18 protein-coding genes and 1 rRNA gene are annotated in these 18,970 nt (G+C 38.5%); 1 reads left to right on the plus strand and 18 read right to left on the minus strand.

What is annotated here, in order from left to right:
• The 10 genes from ACVYAD_RS23215 to pabB all read right to left on the minus strand — a co-directional run.
• Positions 1-66: ribosomal RNA gene (locus tag ACVYAD_RS23215) — 16S ribosomal RNA — on the minus strand; the annotation flags it as partial.
• A gap of 851 nt (positions 67-917) precedes the next feature.
• The gene (locus ACVYAD_RS23220) at positions 918-1,190 is read right to left on the minus strand and encodes a hypothetical protein (protein ID WP_349661792.1); all 273 of its coding nucleotides are present in this window, start codon (positions 1,188-1,190) and stop codon (positions 918-920) included.
• A 569-nt stretch (positions 1,191-1,759) separates the two neighbouring features.
• The gene (gene lysS, locus ACVYAD_RS23225; RefSeq protein ID WP_476428118.1) at positions 1,760-3,262 is read right to left on the minus strand and encodes a lysine--tRNA ligase; all 1,503 of its coding nucleotides are present in this window, start codon (positions 3,260-3,262) and stop codon (positions 1,760-1,762) included.
• A 268-nt stretch (positions 3,263-3,530) separates the two neighbouring features.
• Positions 3,531-4,571, minus strand: a complete 1,041-nt coding sequence (gene dusB, locus ACVYAD_RS23230) for a tRNA dihydrouridine synthase DusB (RefSeq protein ID WP_349661790.1) — start codon at positions 4,569-4,571, stop codon at positions 3,531-3,533.
• 82 nt (positions 4,572-4,653) lie between these two features.
• Complete coding sequence (gene folK, locus ACVYAD_RS23235; RefSeq protein WP_349661789.1) at positions 4,654-5,175, minus strand: 2-amino-4-hydroxy-6-hydroxymethyldihydropteridine diphosphokinase; 522 nt, start codon at positions 5,173-5,175, stop codon at positions 4,654-4,656.
• Positions 5,175-5,540, minus strand: coding sequence for a dihydroneopterin aldolase (gene folB / locus ACVYAD_RS23240; RefSeq protein ID WP_079563711.1), 366 nt, complete (start codon positions 5,538-5,540; stop codon positions 5,175-5,177). The genes folK and folB overlap by 1 nt, the downstream gene beginning before the upstream one ends.
• Positions 5,540-6,394, minus strand: a complete 855-nt coding sequence (folP, locus tag ACVYAD_RS23245; protein WP_349661788.1) for a dihydropteroate synthase — start codon at positions 6,392-6,394, stop codon at positions 5,540-5,542. The genes folB and folP overlap by 1 nt, the downstream gene beginning before the upstream one ends.
• Positions 6,395-6,407: 13 nt before the next feature.
• Positions 6,408-7,247 carry an aminodeoxychorismate lyase gene (gene pabC / locus ACVYAD_RS23250; protein ID WP_349661787.1) on the minus strand — a complete coding sequence of 280 codons (840 nt, stop codon included), beginning with the start codon at positions 7,245-7,247 and terminating at the stop codon, positions 6,408-6,410.
• Positions 7,248-7,829 carry an aminodeoxychorismate/anthranilate synthase component II gene (pabA, locus tag ACVYAD_RS23255; RefSeq protein ID WP_349661786.1) on the minus strand — a complete coding sequence of 194 codons (582 nt, stop codon included), beginning with the start codon at positions 7,827-7,829 and terminating at the stop codon, positions 7,248-7,250. It lies immediately after the preceding gene.
• Positions 7,826-9,235 (minus strand): aminodeoxychorismate synthase, component I, encoded by a 1,410-nt coding sequence (gene pabB / locus ACVYAD_RS23260; protein WP_476428119.1) that lies wholly within the window; start codon positions 9,233-9,235, stop codon positions 7,826-7,828. The genes pabA and pabB overlap by 4 nt, the downstream gene beginning before the upstream one ends.
• A 255-nt stretch (positions 9,236-9,490) precedes the next feature.
• On the opposite strand from pabB, the gene ACVYAD_RS23265 reads away from it, so the two are divergent.
• Positions 9,491-10,339 (plus strand): copper amine oxidase N-terminal domain-containing protein, encoded by an 849-nt coding sequence (locus ACVYAD_RS23265; protein WP_476428120.1) that lies wholly within the window; start codon positions 9,491-9,493, stop codon positions 10,337-10,339.
• A gap of 158 nt (positions 10,340-10,497) precedes the next feature.
• Here ACVYAD_RS23265 and cysK read toward each other — a convergent pair whose 3' ends face one another.
• From cysK to hpt, 8 genes are all read right to left on the minus strand, one after another.
• Positions 10,498-11,427, minus strand: a complete 930-nt coding sequence (gene cysK, locus ACVYAD_RS23270; RefSeq protein ID WP_079563706.1) for a cysteine synthase A — start codon at positions 11,425-11,427, stop codon at positions 10,498-10,500.
• 423 nt (positions 11,428-11,850) lie between these two features.
• A complete protein-coding gene (locus ACVYAD_RS23275) occupies positions 11,851-12,006 on the minus strand; it encodes a hypothetical protein (protein WP_476428121.1) in 156 nt (51 codons plus the stop codon).
• Between the two features lie 73 nt (positions 12,007-12,079).
• A complete protein-coding gene (locus ACVYAD_RS23280; RefSeq protein WP_349661783.1) occupies positions 12,080-13,051 on the minus strand; it encodes a peptidyl-prolyl cis-trans isomerase in 972 nt (323 codons plus the stop codon).
• Positions 13,035-13,916: an Hsp33 family molecular chaperone HslO gene (hslO, locus tag ACVYAD_RS23285; protein WP_349661782.1), complete on the minus strand. Its 882-nt coding sequence runs from the start codon at positions 13,914-13,916 to the stop codon at positions 13,035-13,037. Before hslO ends, ACVYAD_RS23280 begins: the two co-directional genes overlap by 17 nt.
• Before the next feature lie 21 nt (positions 13,917-13,937).
• Positions 13,938-14,705 carry a type III pantothenate kinase gene (locus tag ACVYAD_RS23290; protein WP_476428122.1) on the minus strand — a complete coding sequence of 256 codons (768 nt, stop codon included), beginning with the start codon at positions 14,703-14,705 and terminating at the stop codon, positions 13,938-13,940.
• A 247-nt stretch (positions 14,706-14,952) separates the two neighbouring features.
• Positions 14,953-15,786, minus strand: coding sequence for an aldo/keto reductase (locus ACVYAD_RS23295; protein WP_476428123.1), 834 nt, complete (start codon positions 15,784-15,786; stop codon positions 14,953-14,955).
• 129 nt (positions 15,787-15,915) lie between these two features.
• Entirely contained in the window at positions 15,916-17,940 is a 2,025-nt protein-coding gene (gene ftsH / locus ACVYAD_RS23300; RefSeq protein WP_349661779.1) for an ATP-dependent zinc metalloprotease FtsH, read from the minus strand.
• A gap of 435 nt (positions 17,941-18,375) precedes the next feature.
• On the minus strand, positions 18,376-18,918 hold the full coding sequence (gene hpt, locus ACVYAD_RS23305; protein ID WP_079563700.1) for a hypoxanthine phosphoribosyltransferase: 543 nt from the start codon (positions 18,916-18,918) through the stop codon (positions 18,376-18,378).
• Positions 18,919-18,970: the final 52 nt, after the last annotated feature.

The raw sequence follows: 18,970 nt of genomic DNA on the forward strand, positions 1-18,970 counted from the left end.
CTCGACTTGCATGTATTAGGCACGCCGCCAGCGTTCGTCCTGAGCCAGGATCAAACTCTCCATAAAAGAAATTTGATTAGCTCAAATTGTTTTGCTGGCATCATGTTTGATGTCCAAAATTTTGTTTTGTTCACTAACTCAAGGTTAGTTACTAAAAACTTTATTGATTACGTTTTGCTTGTTCAGTTTTCAAGGTTCATTTTGTTGTTGTTTTGTTTCAACAACTTTTATAGTATAACATTTTTTGTTTTTCGTTGTCAACTCTTTTTTAGAAGTTTTTTACTTCGTTTCAAAAGCAACAACTCTTATATAATACTATTCTTAGTTTTCGATGTCAACATCTTTTTTTGATGTTTTTTTCGAACTCACTTTATTTCTTGCGTCACCTTAACGACAAGTAATAATTTATCATGATTCTACTACAACCGCAAGTGTTTTTTTACTATAAAATACTCTTTTTTTATAAATAGCGAATTAGTGAGTTATTTTGCGTTTTTTCGAGAACTAAATAACTCTTATAACCTTCTATCTATCACTTTATTTGTTTTACTATACATCTCTTTCTTAAAAATCTCAACAAACCAAATAAGAAGAGTCTTACTTCTATCAAAGAATAACCATTTGAAAAGGATACTTTCTCAAGCTTTTCTTAAAAAATCATCTAAGATCTACACAATAAAATGCGTCATCGCCTCTCTTACACATTACTCTAACAAATAAGCAATAGAAAAAAGGAGTCAAAGTGTTCTCCTACACTCCGACTCCTACTTATTCATATTTATTACTTTTTAACTTTATTGTTCCGCACATAATAACAAAAAAGAAAGAAGAATATATTATGTTCGCTTTTCAAATGCGGAATTCAAAATTGAAAGTGTGTTTTTAAAACTAAAATATAAAGAATCTACTAATTCAAATTAGTTATTTTGTTTCTCAACTACATCTAGGCACCAAGAGAAATTATCCCACGCCGAATACCAGCCACTGAAAACTTCAGAGGAATCATCCCAACGGACATCGAACTTCTTCTGACCGTTTATATCCACTAAATATAAAGCTAGAGTCGGTTCCAACTTAGAAACCGCTAATTTCATGCCATTTTCAAGCTCTTCCTCAGTAAACAGAACATCTGAAACTGAGCGTACTTGCGCCTGTTCAAATACTAGTTTGTTAAAAATTTTATAATTCATTATAAGCCTCCAATAATACTTCTATAATGTCTATTTCTATTTTATCTGCAAATTACAGAACTCTAAAAGTATACCTTATATTCATTCATCATTTAAATACTCTACTTAATTCTTTTTATCAATTATGTCTCGGCATAATTGCGTCTTGAGGCTATAGGCCAACAGATGTATTTTGCACGAAAGCGTAATGCTAACGTAGCGGCAGCAACGTGTTTTATATGTGCCGACAGCAACAGCACCGATGTTGTTCACTCAGTCGTTGCCACAGGACGTGGCGCCCTTAGACTGAGTTCCTCCATTTCAGCGGATGTTTGCACACCCTCTGCATTCATCTCAACACCTATAGAGGTGGGAGACTTCCGCTAAAAAAAGTTAAACTTTTCAAACATTAACTAAGTCGATTTCATCACAGAAAACACAAAACAGGAGTCTTAGTGCTTCTCCTACACCTCGACTCCTGCTTTTTTCACGATTACCTCATAACAAAGCTGTTCTTTTCTAGTTCGATTACCGCTTTTTTATGCTGAGTAGTAGTCGTGCTATATCCTCTATCAATTAAGTTAAAACAACTATTTAGTAGTATGACGCATTGTAGGGAATAATAATACGTCACGAATTGATGGTGAATTTGTAAGAAGCATGATTAAACGGTCGATACCAATGCCCAATCCACCTGTTGGAGGCATACCGTATTCTAATGCTTCAATGAAATCATTGTCCATTTCATGCGCTTCATCATTACCGGCTGCTTTTTCAACTAATTGAGCTTCAAAGCGCTCACGTTGGTCAATAGGGTCATTTAGTTCTGTAAAGGCATTTGCATGCTCACGACGAACGATGAATAGTTCGAAACGGTCTGTAAAACGCTCGTCCTCTGGATTTTTCTTAGCTAGAGGTGAGATTTCTACTGGATGACCATAAACAAATGTAGGTTGAACTAGAGTTTCCTCAATCTTTTGTTCGAAGAACTCGTTAATAATATGCCCTACCTCATGTGTTTCTTTAACTTCTACTCCATGTTCTTTAGCAAGTGCTTGAGCTTGTTCCTTAGTCATAGGCTGCCAGAAGTCTACACCTGTAGCTTCTTTTACTGCATCTACCATATGAACTCGTTTCCAACCTACAGCTAGATTAATTCCATCTTCACCGTATTGAACTGTAGTTGTCCCAAGAACTTCTTGCGCTACATGAGCAATAAGGTTTTCTGTTAGAGACATAATATCTTTGTAGTCCGCATAAGCTTCATACAGCTCTATCATTGTAAATTCAGGGTTGTGGCGTGTTGAGATTCCTTCATTTCGGAAAACACGACCAATTTCATACACTTTTTCTAGTCCACCAACAATTAGGCGTTTCAAATGCAGTTCGATTGCAATACGCATATATAATTCCATATCAAGTGCATTGTGGTGTGTAATAAATGGACGAGCTGCTGCACCACCAGCAATTGTATGAAGCATTGGTGTTTCTACTTCTAAATATCCTGCATTATCTAAATAATTGCGAATAGCACGGATAATTTTAGAACGCGTAATAAATGTTGTTTTACTTTCCTCATTCGTCATTAAATCTAAATAACGTTGACGGTAACGTTGTTCAACATCTTGTAAACCGTGGAATTTTTCCGGCATAGGGCGTAGTGCTTTTGATAAGAATGTAAACTCTTCAGCCTTTACAGAAAGCTCTCCCACTTGTGTTCGGAATACATTACCACGAATACCTACGATATCACCTAGGTCAGCTTGTTTAAATAATTCATATGCTTCTTCGCCAACATGATCTTGGCGAACGTAAATTTGAATTTGGCCACCTAAATCTTGAATATGTGCAAAGCCAGCTTTTCCTTTACCGCGTTTCGTCATAATACGACCCGCAATAATTACCTCTTGTAGGTTTTCCTCTAGCTGCTCTTTTGTTTGATCTGCAAATTGTTCATGTACTTCTGGTGATAAATGCGTACGTTCAAAACGACTACCAAATGGATCTTGACCATTTTCTCGAATAGCCGTCATTTTTTGGCGTCTCACCAAAAGCTGATCATTTAATTCTTCTATGTTTGACACTTGATTCACTCCTTATTAAATTGTCCGCGTTGCGTTTATATCCATAATATTTCTATTGTACACAATTTTATTGCTGTAATCATCTGTTTCGCTTTAATTTCCATAAGAGAAAAAATGATTAATAATTCTAAAAATTGATATTGGCAGAAAAACAGACGTCTCAAAAACAATGAGACGCCTTTTTAATGAAATCAATTATGCCTCAGCATAATTGCCCGCTTCGCTTTCGCTGAGTTCCTCTATTTCATCCAGGTGTTTGGACACCCGCTGAAAGAAGTTATAGAATTAATTCTTTTGCTTCTGGAACTATTAATGTAGATTCAAGCTCTTCATAGTCTTGTACAAGTCCATTTAATAATGCACGAAGCTCTACCGCAGTTTCTGTTTGGTTAATCGCTTTACGAGCTATACCATTACCGCGAATACCTTTTAAATACCATGAAGCATGTTTACGCATCTCACGTACTGCCACACTTTCTCCTTTTAATTGCATAAGGCGTTCAAAGTGTAGCAAACACACATCAATTTTTTCACGTACACTTGGCTCTTCCTTTAGCTCACCAGTTTCAAGGTATTGAACTGTACGATAAATCATCCACGGATTACCTAAAGCAGCGCGTCCAATCATTACTGCATCTACCCCAGTAGTGTCAAGCATACGTTTTGCATCTTGAGGAGTTTCTACATCACCATTACCAAGCACAGGAACTTTAACATTTTCCTTCACTTGTCGAATGATATCCCAGTTTGCTTTTCCTTCGTACATTTGTACACGTGTACGTCCGTGAACAGCTATTGCTGAAGCACCAGCACGTTCAGCAGCTTGTGCGTTCTCAACAGCAAAAATATGCTCGTCATCCCAACCAATACGCATTTTTACACTGACAGGTTTTTTTACTGCATCGACAACAGCCGCTACCATTTCATATAATTTATTCGGATCTAAAAGTAAACGAGCGCCCGCTTCACATTTAATAATTTTATTAACCGGGCAGCCCATATTAATATCGATAATATCGGCAGTTGTGTTTTCATCTACATACTTAGCTGCTTCCACTAGTGTTGCTTTATCACCACCGAAAATTTGCAATGAAAGTGGATTTTCACGCTCATCGATATAAAGCATGCCAAGTGTTTTTTCGTTCTTCTGGACAATCCCTTTATCACTAATCATTTCTGCATATACTAGCCCTGCCCCGAACTCCTTAACAGTTAAACGGAAAGCAGAGTTACAAATTCCAGCCATTGGTGCTAATACGACACGGTTGTCCATGACAATATTTCCAATTTGAAACGGCTTCTCAGTTGTCTGACTCAATGTTGTTTTCCCCCTTCTATAGGTTTTCACCTATTTCTATATAAAAGCAACCGCAGGAGGCTTTAATTTAAAGATTAGAAACCTAATTAACGGACTGCATCATTTTTAATTTCGCTGATGCTTGCCATAAAGTTACGCCTTCCTCTTCACTATCCATCTGTTGCATTATATCGTGTGCCCTTCTCAGCTGTTCTCCAACTGGCGCAGGTGTAATTTCTATGAGTGGTACTAGTACGAAAGCTCGCTCATACATTCTTGGATGTGGCACAATTAAGCTTTCAGTTTCAATATTTTCGTGATTGTAGAGCAAAATGTCAAGGTCAATGATTCGTGGGCCCCATCGAAATTCACGAACCCGCCCTAGTTCACCTTCAACCCATTGGCAAATTTTCAGCATTTCGGAAGATGAATGACTCGTTTTAATATGAACAGCAATATTTAAAAAGTCTGCTTGGTCAGTGTAGCCTACCGCTGCTGTTTCATAAACTGAAGAAGTTTGTACAACTTCAATTTCATCTTTACCCTCTAAAAGTTTAACAGCGTGTTGCAGGTTTTCATATCGCTCGCCCATATTTGTACCGATCGATAAATACACATCATTCATTAGTAATCACCTCTCGTTACCTCTACTGACACCTCTTTATAATAACCATGTATCGGTGGGTCCGGTTTAATAAGCTCCACGCGTACACCCTTAACCTTTTCTGAGTAAGTCTCTAAAATACTGTTTGCTATTTTTGAAACAAGTGCTTCAATAAGCTTGAAAGGCTCTCCTTCTACGATATCACGGCATAATGCATAAACCTCTGCATAGTTTACCGTATAGTCCAAGTCATCAGTCTCTCCAGCCTTTGTCATATCTACAGCAAGTGAAACATTGGCACGGAAGCGCTGGCCGAGTGTTGTTTCCGCCGCTAAAACACCGTGATAACCGTAAAACTGCATATCCTTTAAATGAATATAGTCCATTACGCTTCCTCCTTGTAGATACGCTTACCTACTAAAATATCAGCCATATGTGTCGCTCGTGCCATTTCCTTTACATCATGCACACGAATCATATGACAGCCCTTTTCAATCCCGTAAACAACCGTTGCACCTGTACCTTCTATACGCTCCTCAACAGGCAGCTTTAAGACATTACCAATCATTGATTTACGTGAAGTCGCTAGCAAAACAGGATAACCCATTGCTACCAATTCATCTAAATGCTGCATCATTTCAATATTCTGAGCAGTAGTTTTCGCAAAACCTATGCCTGGATCTAAAATAATATGATTATCTGGTACACCAGCATTTCGGGCAATAGCAATACTCTTTTCTAAGTCGCTCTTAGCCGTCATCCAGAAATCAGTACCGTAATCAGTATTTTCTCGATTATGCATTAAAATAATTGGTACATTTAAATCTGCAGCCACTTGAGCGATCTCAGGTTCAGCTTTCGCTCCCCAAATATCGTTAATAATATGCGCACCAGCTTCAATAGCTGCTCGAGCTACGTTCGCTTTATACGTATCCACCGAGATAATCGCCGGCACCTCAGCTACTAACGCTTGAATAACTGGCACAATGCGTGCAATTTCATCTTCATCGGAGATACGTTCATAACCTGGTCGTGTTGATTCTCCGCCAACATCAATAATTTTAGCACCATCAGCTACCATTTTTTTTGCTTGTCCAACAGCTGCTTCAACATTATTAAACTTTCCTCCATCTGAAAATGAATCCGGTGTGACATTTAAAATACCCATCACAAAAGTTTCTGCTGTATAGTCTAACGTGATACCGTTAATAGTTAATGTTGTTGTATAGTTTTCTAGCATGTAAACTCTCCTTCTATTCTTGTTCCACTTCATTGGCAAATGCTTCATGTAAACGCGAATAAACAGGCCCTTTATTGCCTAATAATAGCTTGCTCTCTAATTTAAGAATTGGAACAAGTTCTTGTATAGAGTTAGTAATAAAGCACTCCGAGCTTTTCTCTACATCCTCACTAGTAAAGAAACCTTCTTCCACCTTAATGCCCAAAGATTGTGCTCGCTCAATTACCCACGCTCGGATAATTCCAGGTAAAATACCAGTCTCTAAGGAAGGCGTATATAGTATATCATCTTTCACCCAAAAAATATTTGATGTTACACCTTCAGCAACAAAGCCTTCTTCCGTTAAAAAGAAGCCCTCTTGTTGCGCTAGAGATGGCATCTCAAAACGCCCAAGAACGTTATTACCATAATGGTGCGACTTCACTCGAAGCCCTTTTTCAGGAGTGTTACGAGGTGTTACAAGCCATTGTGCGTTTTTTTCCATGCCTCGAGGTGTAGCATGTAATTCTTTGCGAAAAACAATGACATTCGGTTGTCTATATTCAGTAGGCTGTAAACCGATACTATGCTCTCCAGCTGAGACGTTTATTCGGAAATAACCATCCTGTCCTTTGGCCTGCTCATTTAATTGCTGAACAACCTTAAGTAAATCCGCTTCTGTATAGGACATATGAATACGATATTGAGAAAGCGCCGTTTGCAACCTTTCCATATGTGCTTCCCAGCAAAACACCTTTCCTTTATACGTTCGAAACGTTTCAAAAAAGCCTAACCCGTATAAGAATCCATGATCAAATGGTGAAATGCGCAAATCCTGCGCCTCTACGTAGTCTCCATTCATCCAGCACAGCATTTACTTCGCTCCCTCAACATATAAATCTATAAACTGGCGTAGAAGCTTTTTACCTTGTTCTGTCATAATCGATTCAGGATGGTATTGCACTCCCTCAATTGGATAATCCTTATGACGAATGCCCATAATTTCGCCTTCTTCTGTCCATGCCGTTACTTCAAAACATTCAGGTAATGTTTCCTTCTCTACAATTAAAGAATGGTAACGAGTAGCTTCAAATGGATTTGGCATCCCCTTGTGCAAACCTATTTCAGCATGGTGCACAGGTGATGTTTTACCATGCATCAAACGCTCAGCCCGTATAACATTTCCTCCAAACACTTGAGCAATGGCTTGATGGCCAAGACAAACGCCTAAAAGGGGAATATTTCCCGCGAAATACTTAATAATGTTCAGGCTTTCACCCGCTTCATTCGGACTGCATGGCCCAGGAGAAATGACAATCATATCTGGCGCAAGCTGCTCAATATCTTTCACCGTCAATACATCGTTTCTTTTTACTACTAGTTCATGACCAAACTCCCCAAAATACTGTACAAGGTTATACGTAAAAGAATCGTAGTTATCAATCATTAAAATCATTTTGCTCGCTCCTCTGCCATTGCCTTAGCCTGCCACATCGCCTTCGCTTTATTTAAAGATTCTTGGTATTCTCTTTCCGGAACAGAATCAATAACAATGCCCGCCCCCGCTTGAATATGTGCTACCCCATCTTTAACAAACGCTGTACGAATGACAATATTAAATTCCATATCACCTGTGTAGCCTAACCAGCCAATCGAACCCGTGTATAATCCTCTTCTTACAGGTTCTAATTCCTCAATAATCTCCATCGTACGAATTTTCGGTGCGCCTGTTATCGTTCCTCCTGGGAACATGGCACGGATAACGTCTGCATTGGTTTTCCCTTCAGCTATTTCTCCTCGTACATTAGAAACAATGTGCATCACGTGTGAATAGCGTTCAATCACCATGAACTCATCCACTTCAACCGTCCCATACGTAGATACTCTTCCTAAATCATTGCGCTCTAAATCAACAAGCATTACATGTTCAGCACGTTCTTTGTCGTTATCAATTAATTCCTGCGCTAATGCTAAATCCTCCGCCTCGGATTTCCCTCTTGGTCGTGTACCAGCAATCGGTCGAGTAGACAATTCGTTACCGTGACGCTTCACCAAAAGCTCAGGTGAACCAGAAACGACAGCAAAATCCGGTGCTTCTATATACGCCATGTACGGCGAAGGATTAAATGCACGTAACGCTTCATATACATCCATTGCAGTTGCGTTTAACTTTTTAGATTGACGTACTGATAAATTCACTTGAAATACATCACCTTGCGCTATGTATGTTTGGATCTTACGCACCGCTTCCTCAAAATCCGTTCCAGCAAATGATACTAACAGTTCACTTTCATCATTTACGATTTCTACAGCACTTACTTTTTCAAATTTACGAGTAAGCAATCCTTCTTGCGCTGCCCCTTGCCACGCATTAGCCCATTCCTCCAAATTTACATTACAGTCTGCTAGCTTCATAAGCGTTACTTTATTTGTCTTCACATCGTGTACCGCCCAGCAATCAAACATATAAAAATAGATATCTGGTACATGTAAATCATCTATAGCAGTATTAGGCAACACTTCAATTTTACGAGCGTAATCGTATGCTACAAACCCAATAGCCCCACCTTGAAAAACAGGAAGCTCAGCATTATAAGAAACGTGATATTTCTCCACTAATTTCTCTAATAAATCAAGAGGCTCACCGTTTAAATTTTCCGTCTCACCATTTCTCCACTTTATGAGTAAACCATTCTCAACCGATTGTGCTGTAGCTAACGGATTCCAAGCAGCTATCGTAAAATTTCCTCCGCGTCCACTTTCTAAAAAAATATGTGCTTGTTGTGCTTCTGTTTGCTTCTTATAACTATAAAAAAACGAGTCTGCATCCATCGATATTGTTTTCGTAGGTATTGTCTTCAAGTTGCTATTCCCCTTTAAGTCATATGATGTGATTCCATCTTAACTTGAATATTGCTTTGAAGCGAATATTTTTCAAGTGTCACGTAAAAATTACCTTCTTTCACATGTCTTCTTGTAGCGAAAGCAACAATTGGCTTTTGAATATATATTTCTACTTTATAATTTGGTTAAACGAAGAGCATTTGCTACACTAATAGCAAACAGAAAATTTTACAAATTGTGTATATTTATCTTATAAAAAGGAGCTGTTTTATCATGAAAAAGATATTTTCAGGGGTTTTCCTCGCGATGATACTCATGCTGATTTCTCTACCTGCATATGCAGCACATAGTATTATTAAGATTGATGGTGTTGTCGTTACTACAGATGCGGCACCAGAGACTAAGAATAATCGAACAATGGTACCTTTGCGTGTTATCAGCGAAAATTTGGGAGCAACAGTAAATTGGAAAGACTCAAAAGTAACACTAACGAATAACAAAATGCAGATAACGTTACAGCCGAATAGCAATACTGTTATAAAAAACGGTAAAACAGAGTTACTTGATGTCAAACCATATTTAAAGAACAATAGACTATTTGTTCCTATTCGATTTATTGCAGAGACCTTTGGTTGCCAAGTCAATTATCAAAATTCCACAGTAACAGTGAATACCGAGCCATTGGTTATAAACAATGTAAAAGTAAAAGCTACTCAATATGAATACCATATGACAATGGGTGGGATCGTACAGCAGATCCAAGGGAACACCTATAATAAAGCCTTATATAAAGTTTTCAATGAAAATAAAGGAAAAGTTGTCGATGCCCCTGCTGACTATTCATGGCAAATTAATCTAGACGTTCCAGGTTCCTATTATAAGGATGGACAATATAATTTTATGAGTCATGAAAATAAAAGTGTTCAACAGTTTGACCTTTATTCTTTAAATGGACCCTTCCCGGAAGAAGAATTGAAAGGATACCCTAAAGTATTAATTCATGATGTCACTGCGGATAAATGGTATTTATTCACTGATAAAGCACGTGAATCTATTGATCAATTAATAAATACGGCCACTAACAATGGCTTCGTAAAAATCTTAAGTAATACAGTTGTTTAGTGAAGTCTATTCTAATCATATTTTTTGAACTGCTCCATAGATGTTAGTTATACTTCTAACATTTACGGGCAGTTTTTTTATTATCAATTACGCCGAGGCATTATTGATAATAAAAAAAGGCTCCTCGTTAAAGGAGCCCTTACGTACAAATTATTGGATTAGTCTTCAAATTGATATAAAGGTGTTGATAAATAACGTTCCCCATTTGAAGGTACGATCGCAAGAACATTTGAACCCTTACCTAAACGTTTCGCTGCTTCAATCGCAACATGAATAGCTGCTCCTGATGAAATACCACATAAAATGCCTTCTTCACGCGCTACTTTACGGGCTACATCAAAAGCAATCTCATTTTCAACTGGGAATACAGTAGAGTATACATCTGTATCTAATACTTCAGGTACGAAACCAGCTCCGATACCTTGAATTTTATGAGGCCCCGGTTGACCGCCAGAAAGTACCGGTGAATCTTTTGGTTCAACAGCAATAATTTCAATATTTGGGTATTTCTCTTTTAGCACAGCACCAGCACCAGTAATTGTACCTCCTGTACCAACACCAGCAACAAATGCATCTAATGTTAAACCTTCAAACGCTTCTACAATTTCTGGACCTGTTGTTAAACGGTGAACAACAGCATTAGCTGGATTCGTGAATTGTTGTGGTAAGAAGTAGCCATGCTCAGCAGACAACTCCTCTGCCTTAGAAATTGCACCTTTCATACCTGCTGGTCCAGGTGTTAATACTAGTTCTGCACCATAAGCACGCAATAAGTTACGACGCTCTAAGCTCATTGTTTCTGGCATTACTAAAATCGCTTTATAGCCTTTAGCTGCAGCAATCATTGCAAGACCAATACCTGTATTTCCAGAAGTAGGCTCAATAATTGTACCACCTGGCTTTAATGTACCATCTTTCTCAGCCGCCTCAATCATCGCTAAAGCTAAACGGTCTTTTACTGAGCTGCCCGGGTTAAAGTATTCTAATTTTACATAAACAGTACCTTCATTTTCACCTGTTGCATGATTTAATTTAACAATTGGCGTTTTACCAACTAATTCAGCTACCGAATTTGCTAATCTACTCATTTATCAATCCACTCCTAATCCCTACTAATTTTATAGGTTTTACTTATTTTTGATTTTATCAATTTTTCCATTCGATTGTCAATAAATATAACTTATATTTTCAGAATATTTATTACATCCGATCCAACCGACATTTGCGAATAAAGAGAAATAAAAATCTGCTCAATATCCTCGGGTGGCGTTACTCTGTGACGCTAAACGTCTGCAGGGGTCTCCCTGGCTCACTTTTCCCGCAGATATCTCGCAGATTCTTTAACTTCTTTCAGCAGATGTTTTTTGTACTGAAAGCGTAGCGTCAGGTACAGATGTTTTTTGTACTGAAAGCGTAGCGTCAGGTACAGATATTTTTGTACCGAAAGCGAGGTGACAGATACAGAAGTCTCCCACCTCTTTAGATGGTGAGCCGAAATAGAGGAACTCAGCCTAAGAACGCCACGTCCTGTGGCAACGACCGAGTGACCAACATCGGTACTGTTGTTGTTGCTGTCGCTTCGCTTTCGCACAGTTAAAACCTTGTTGCTGTCGCTTCGCTTTCGCACAGTTAAAACCTTGTTGCTGTCGCTTTCGCGCAAAAAGCATCTGCCTAAAGCCACCGACGTATGTCATGGAATTATGCCAAGAAATAATCACTACTCATTTTCAGAGCAATCTGTTATTTACCTTTTTTCGCTTCACCGTAATACCAAGTTGCATTAAATTCAGACCAAAATGCTTCTGGTGTAACAGATTGTGACAACTGTTCTAAGGCAAGCTCACGTTCTATATGTTCTTTCACATCATCATATGTAAAGGATTGACCTTCTAATATCTCTTGTACTCGTACAATTCCATAATGACCATTAGCAAGCTTAAACGCTTTACTAATCTCACCTGCTTTTAAAGCTTCCACTGCCTTTAAAATAGCCGGATCGATATTTTCTTGGTTTTCTGTAAGGAAACCGACATCTCCACCTAAGCTAGCCGATGCACTGTCTAGGGATATTTCACGTGCCAGTACCGAAAAATCAGAGGCATTTTTTATTTCACTTAATGCTTCCTCAGCCGCTTTTTTTGAATCCACCTCTATAAAATTCGTACGATAGTTTGTTTTTGTATTATATAGCGCCTGATTTTCCTCGTAATATTTCTCAATACTACCTTTTTTTATAACCACATCTTTCGTCAACACTTTATCCAAAATAAGCTGTGAACGAATTTTTTGTCGTAGTTGCTCTGATGAAAGGTTTTGCATGGCAGTGTCAAATTTATCTTGAGCAGATCGCATTAAAGCTAACTCTAAATCAATCTCCTTATCAGTCACTTGAATTTTAAATTTTTTAGCTGCCTTTTCCATCACAGATTCGTTTACTAAATTTTGGAGCGTCTCTTTACCATAGCGTTCTTCCATGGCAATCATCCACTCTTGACGTGTAATAACTTCCCCGTCAACGGCAGCGACTTGCTCGTCGCTACCAATTTCCTGGTCTTTATTAGGGATTAACCAAGTAATAAACCATATAATATTTCCTAATAGCAAGATTGAAATAACTGTTAAAGCCGGTTTTGTCTTAAGGCGGCGTTGCAGTAAGGGCGTTTGGTTAGGTGTTCCAGCGGATAAAGGTCTTCGATTACGCGTTGAGCTCATCAATAAATCCTTCTAACTCTTCTTTTGAGAAACGGTATGTTTCTAAACAGAAGTGACATTGTGCTTCAGCTGCGCCATCCTCTTCAATCATTTCTCGAATTTCCTGTGTCCCTAACCCTAAAATCGCTGCACCAAATCGCTCTTTTGAACATTGACATTTAAATTCTACAGGCATGGAGTCTAAAATTTGTAGATGGCCTTCTCCTAATACAGCCTCTAAAATTTGCTCAGGTGTAAAACCTTTTTCAATCATTTTTGAAACCGGCTCTATAGTAGCTAGATGCTGCTCAATTTCATTGATTGTCTCTTCTTCACAGCCCGGCATTAATTGAAGGATAAAACCACCAGCTGCAAGAATTGTGTTATCAGGATTTACTAAAACCCCTAAACCAACTGATGAAGGCACCTGCTCTGATGTAGCAAAATAATAAGTAAAGTCCTCAGCAATTTCACCTGATACAATTGGCGTTTGTCCAGAGAACATATCTCTCAAGCCCAGATCTTTTACGACCGTTAATGCACCCTCTGTTCCTACACCTGCTCGAACATCAAGCTTACCGTGCTCATTTAAATCAAAATGAACATGAGGATTTGTCACAAAGCCGCGTACTTCACCGTGCGCGTTACTGTCAATTACCATTGGACCGATTGGACCGTTCCCCTCAATTTTAACAGTGATTTTTTCCTCGCCTTTTAACATGGCACCCATCATCACCGCAGCAGTCATAGAACGACCAAGGGCTGCTGAAACAATAGGCCATGTATTATGACGTCGTTGCGCTTCTCCTACTGTTGCTGTTGTACAAGCCGCAAAAACACGAACCTGCCCGTTGAATCCTAAACCGCGTACTAAATAGTCTTTCATAAATGAAATGTCCCTCATTTCTTATTGATTGCGTTTATATAGCTTATATAAGCCTTTTAATGTTAAAAACGGGTCGACTACATCAATAGCTTGCGTCTCCCCAGCAATTAAATTTGCTAATCCTCCAGTAGCAATTACTAAAGGTTCTTCCTTACTTTGTGCTTTCATGCGATTAACAATTCCCTCAACTTGCCCAACAAAGCCGTAAAAAATTCCAGCCTGCATAGCAGATACAGTTGTCTTTCCAACAATATGTGCAGAGCGCAATATTTCAATACGTGGCAATCTAGCTGCCTGTGTATAAAGCGCCTCCGTTGAAATCGAAATACCTGGAGCGATAGCACCGCCCATATAATCGCCCTTTTCGTTTAAGTAACAATACGTCGTGGCAGTACCAAAATCAACAATAATCAATGGTGCTTTATAATCATCAAGAGCCGCAATAGCGTTCACTATACGGTCCGAGCCAACTTCACGAGGGTTTTCATATTTAATATTCAATCCTGTTTTCACACCTGGTCCTACGACGAGCGGTTTTTTTCGAAAATACTTTTGACACATCGCTTCTAACGAAAACATGATTGGTGGTACAACAGAGGATATAATAATGCCTTTAACTTGTTCAAATGAAATGCCTGCATGATTAAAGAAAGATAATACTTGCATTGCGTATTCATCTTCTGTTTTATGTAGGTCTGTCACCATACGCCAATGGAAGGCCAATTGATCGTTGTCACCATAGACACCTAATACGATATTCGAATTTCCTGCATCTAAAACTAAAATCATCGTTGATGCCTCCTATTTATTGCCCCTCATCGTAATTGTACCTGTCACTATGCAATTGATACAACTAAAACAATGCATATTCATGCACAAAAAAATCAAAATCAGTTATGCCTCGGTATAATTCCGTCCGGAATCGGAAAGAAGTTAAAACACTTTAGAAAATGATACCACACTTTTATTCCTACGAAATAGCATTCATTCTTACTCCCAAAAGGAGCTACCCTCATATTAGATAGCTCCTTTCAAATTATTTAAAATTAAATTTTTCTGGGTCTGGTCCGCAACGTAATCCATCATTTAGTGCATCTAACTGAGCCATTTCTTCCTCCGTTAATGCAAAGTCAAAGACCGTTAAATTTTCTGTCATTCGTGCAGGAGTCATTGTTTTTGGAATAGTGACTACACCATGCTGAACATCATAGCGTAACACAATTTGTGCAGGTGTTTTGCCATATTTAGAAGCTAGCTGCTGAATCAATGATTCTTCCAATAGAGAACCATTCATTAGTGGTGACCAAGCTTCTGCCTGTATTCCTTTCTCCTTACAAAATGCACGTACTTCCTCTTGAGTTAAGTGCGGGTGAAATTCAATTTGATTAATAACAGGAACAACTGATGTTTCCTTTAATAAATGTTCTAAATGATGAACATGGAAATTACTAACACCAATTGAGCGTACACGTCCATTCTGATAAACTTTTTCAAGCGCCTTATACACATCAACATAATTTGTATCTATTCCCGGCCAGTGAACTAAATATAAATCTAAATAATCTAATCCTAATTTTTCTAAACTACTATCATAAGCTGCAAGTGTTTCTTCATAGGAGAGTCCATCGTTCCAAACCTTCGATGTTACGAATAGTTCTTCACGTGTTACTAAACCCTCATCAATCGCTGCACGAATTCCTCGCCCTACACTTTCTTCATTGCGATATACTTGGGCTGTATCAATGCTGCGGTAACCTTTTGCAATAGCTGTTTTTACCGCTACAGCCAAGTCATCTCCTTCAGGTACTCGAAAAACACCATAGCCAATTAACGGCATTTTTAAACCATTATTCAATGTTACGTTTCCCATGTGTCAACACTCCTATCTATTTTGGCTCTAAAATATTAAAGAACCTATATAAAATTATCGTAATACCTATTACAGAAAAAAGGCAAAGAAAAAGACTGCTTACTAAAATCGTAAACAGTCTTTCCCATATTAATCACGCTTTTCATCGATACCTTTTGGTGTATCATTCGGCCCTATGTCCTCTTTAGGTAAATCAGCTGTTGTTGGATTTGGTTCATTGTTAAGCAATTCTTTCTTAACAACTGGTTCACCAACTACATCTAATACTGGTTGAGCTTCAGCTTTAGGAGCTTTTTCTACAACCGGTTCTACCTCTGGTTCCGGTAAGACACCGTGATCACGTAAATGCTCGATTTCTTGCGCGTTCAATGTTTCTTTTTCCATCAACGTGTTAGCAATTAAATCAAGTAAACCACGTTTTTCAGTTAAGATTCGTTTAGTACGCTCATATTGCGAATCGATAATTTTTTGCATTTCCTTATCAATTTCATAAGCGATTGAATCAGAATAGTTTTGATCTGAATTAAAGTCACGACCAAGGAATACATTCCCACCCTGACTTGAACCAAACTGCATTGCACCAAGATTTTCACTCATACCATATTCAGTGACCATGGCACGTGCAATACTTGTTACCTTTTGGAAGTCGTTATGTGCCCCAGTAGATACTTCGCCAAGGACGATTTCCTCTGCCACACGACCACCAAGAAGTCCAGCAATACGGTCTAATAGTTCTTGTTTTGTTGTGAAGAAACGTTCTTCCTTCGGTAACATAATCGCGTAACCTCCAGCTTGGCCACGAGGGACGATCGTTACTTTGTGTACTGTATCTGCTTCATCTAGCTCTAAACCAACAACTACGTGGCCGGCTTCATGGAACGCTACAAGTTTCTTCTCTTTCGCTGAGTATACACGGCTAGCTTTTGCTGGACCTGCGATTACTCGGTCAGATGCCTCATCGATATCTGCCATATTGATTGTACGTTTGCTTTTACGAGCCGCTACAAGTGCAGCTTCATTTAACAAGTTCTCTAAGTCGGCACCCGAGAAACCTGGTGTACGTTGTGCAACAGCTGCTAAGTCCACTGACTCTGATAAAGGTTTGTTGCGCGCATGTACTTTTAGGATTGCTTCACGACCTTTTACATCAGGGTGTCCTACTGTAATTTGACGGTCAAATCGACCAGGACGTAATAAGGCTTTATCTAAAATATCTGGGCGGTTTGTTGCAGCGATAATAATAATACCTTCGTTTGCCCCGAAACCATCCATTTCAACTAACAATTGGTTCAATGTTTGTTCACGCTCGTCATGGCCACCACCTAGACCTGCGCCACGTTGACGACCTACTGCATCAATCTCATCGATAAAGATGATACAAGGTGCATTTTTCTTTGCATTTTCAAACAAGTCACGCACACGTGATGCACCAACACCGACGAACATTTCTACGAAGTCAGAACCTGAAATCGAGAAGAATGGTACGCCTGCTTCACCTGCTACTGCTCGTGCAAGTAATGTTTTACCTGTACCAGGAGGACCTACAAGTAAGATACCCTTTGGAATACGAGCACCAATCTCAGTGAATTTACGGTGATCTTTTAAGAAATCAACAACTTCAACAAGCTCTGCTTTCTCTTCATCAGCACCCGCTACATCTGTAAAACGAACTTTTTTCTTCTGATCGTCATAAAGTTTGGCTTTACTTTTACCAAAGCTCATCACTTTATTTCCGCCACCTTGAGATTGACTCATTAGGAAGAAGAATAAGAAAATGATAATGATGAAAGGAATAATTCCTGTAAAGAATTGAATCCATCCACTTGTTTCTGGCGCTGTTAAAAATGTAATATTACTATTCTTATCCTTAGCAGCCACATCGATGCGGTCCATTAATGATTGGTTATTGGTAGGGAGGTTTGCAGTAAAGCTTTCTCCTTTTTCATATCCCTTCAATGTACCTTCAACGATGTATACTGATTTATCAGGTTGAATTGTAGCACTTGTTATTTCTTTCTTATCTAGAGCTTCTATAAACTCATGATAAGTTAACTCTTTCGTTGGTGAAGTTCCACCATTGAAAGTACCAAAAATACCGATAATCACTAAGAAAATCAGTAAATAGAATATGGTATATCGAAATATTCGATTCATCTCCAGCCTCCTCATTACAACAGAAAAATTATAAGTAAAATCTTAACATATCATGATTTCATCATACAACGAAAAGCCCTACATAAAAAAAGTTTCGTGCGATTTTTGTCGAAATCAAAACATATTTATGCATTTATTTACTATGTTCCAGCGTTTGTATCCGATACTTCATTCAGTACAATGTGCCTAGATTTTTAGATTTACGATCAATTATGCCTCGGCATAATTGCGTCCAGAATCAGCTTTAGGTCAACGTGGTATTGGTTACTCAGTCGCGTGCTGTCTACTGTTGTCGCACAGATAAAACCTTGTAGCTGACGTTTCACTTTCGCTACGTAAACACTGCTGAAGGAAGTAAAAAAAACTAAAAATCTATGACCTTCGCTGGAGGCTCTTACCTTTCATAGCTGGTGTTCTTTTGTTAACTTTTTAATTTTAGAAAGAATAAACTTCCGGCTTTAAAATGCCGATATACGGTAAATTACGGTATTTTTCTGCGTAGTCTAAACCATACCCTACAACAAAGCCGTCTGGCACTTCAAAACCAACATAATCAGCAGCTAAGTTTACTTTACGACCTGATGGTTTATCTAACAATGTAACGATTTTGATGGATTTTGCTTTGCGGTATTTAAATAAGTCGACTAAATAGCTCAACGTTAAGCCGCTATCAATGATATCCTCGATAATTACTACGTCACGTCCCTCGACGCTTGTATTTAAATCCTTTAGAATCTTTACTTCCCCAGATGAAACAGTTGCATTACCATAGCTAGAAACATCCATAAAATCTAGCTCAATGAAAGAATCGAAACGTTTCATTAAGTCTGTCATAAAAGGCATAGCCCCTTTTAAAACACCAACAGCTAACGGGAATGAATCTTTATATTCCTCTGTCAATTGTGCTCCTAATTCAGCGATTCTTTCTTGCAATTGTTCTTCTGTAATCATAACTTTTTCGATGTCATTTTGTAACATTTTGATTCCTCCTCGTGTGTATAAAAAATGTTCAACCATGTGCGGTGAAATT

The organism is Lysinibacillus sp. G1-3, assembly GCF_056322905.1.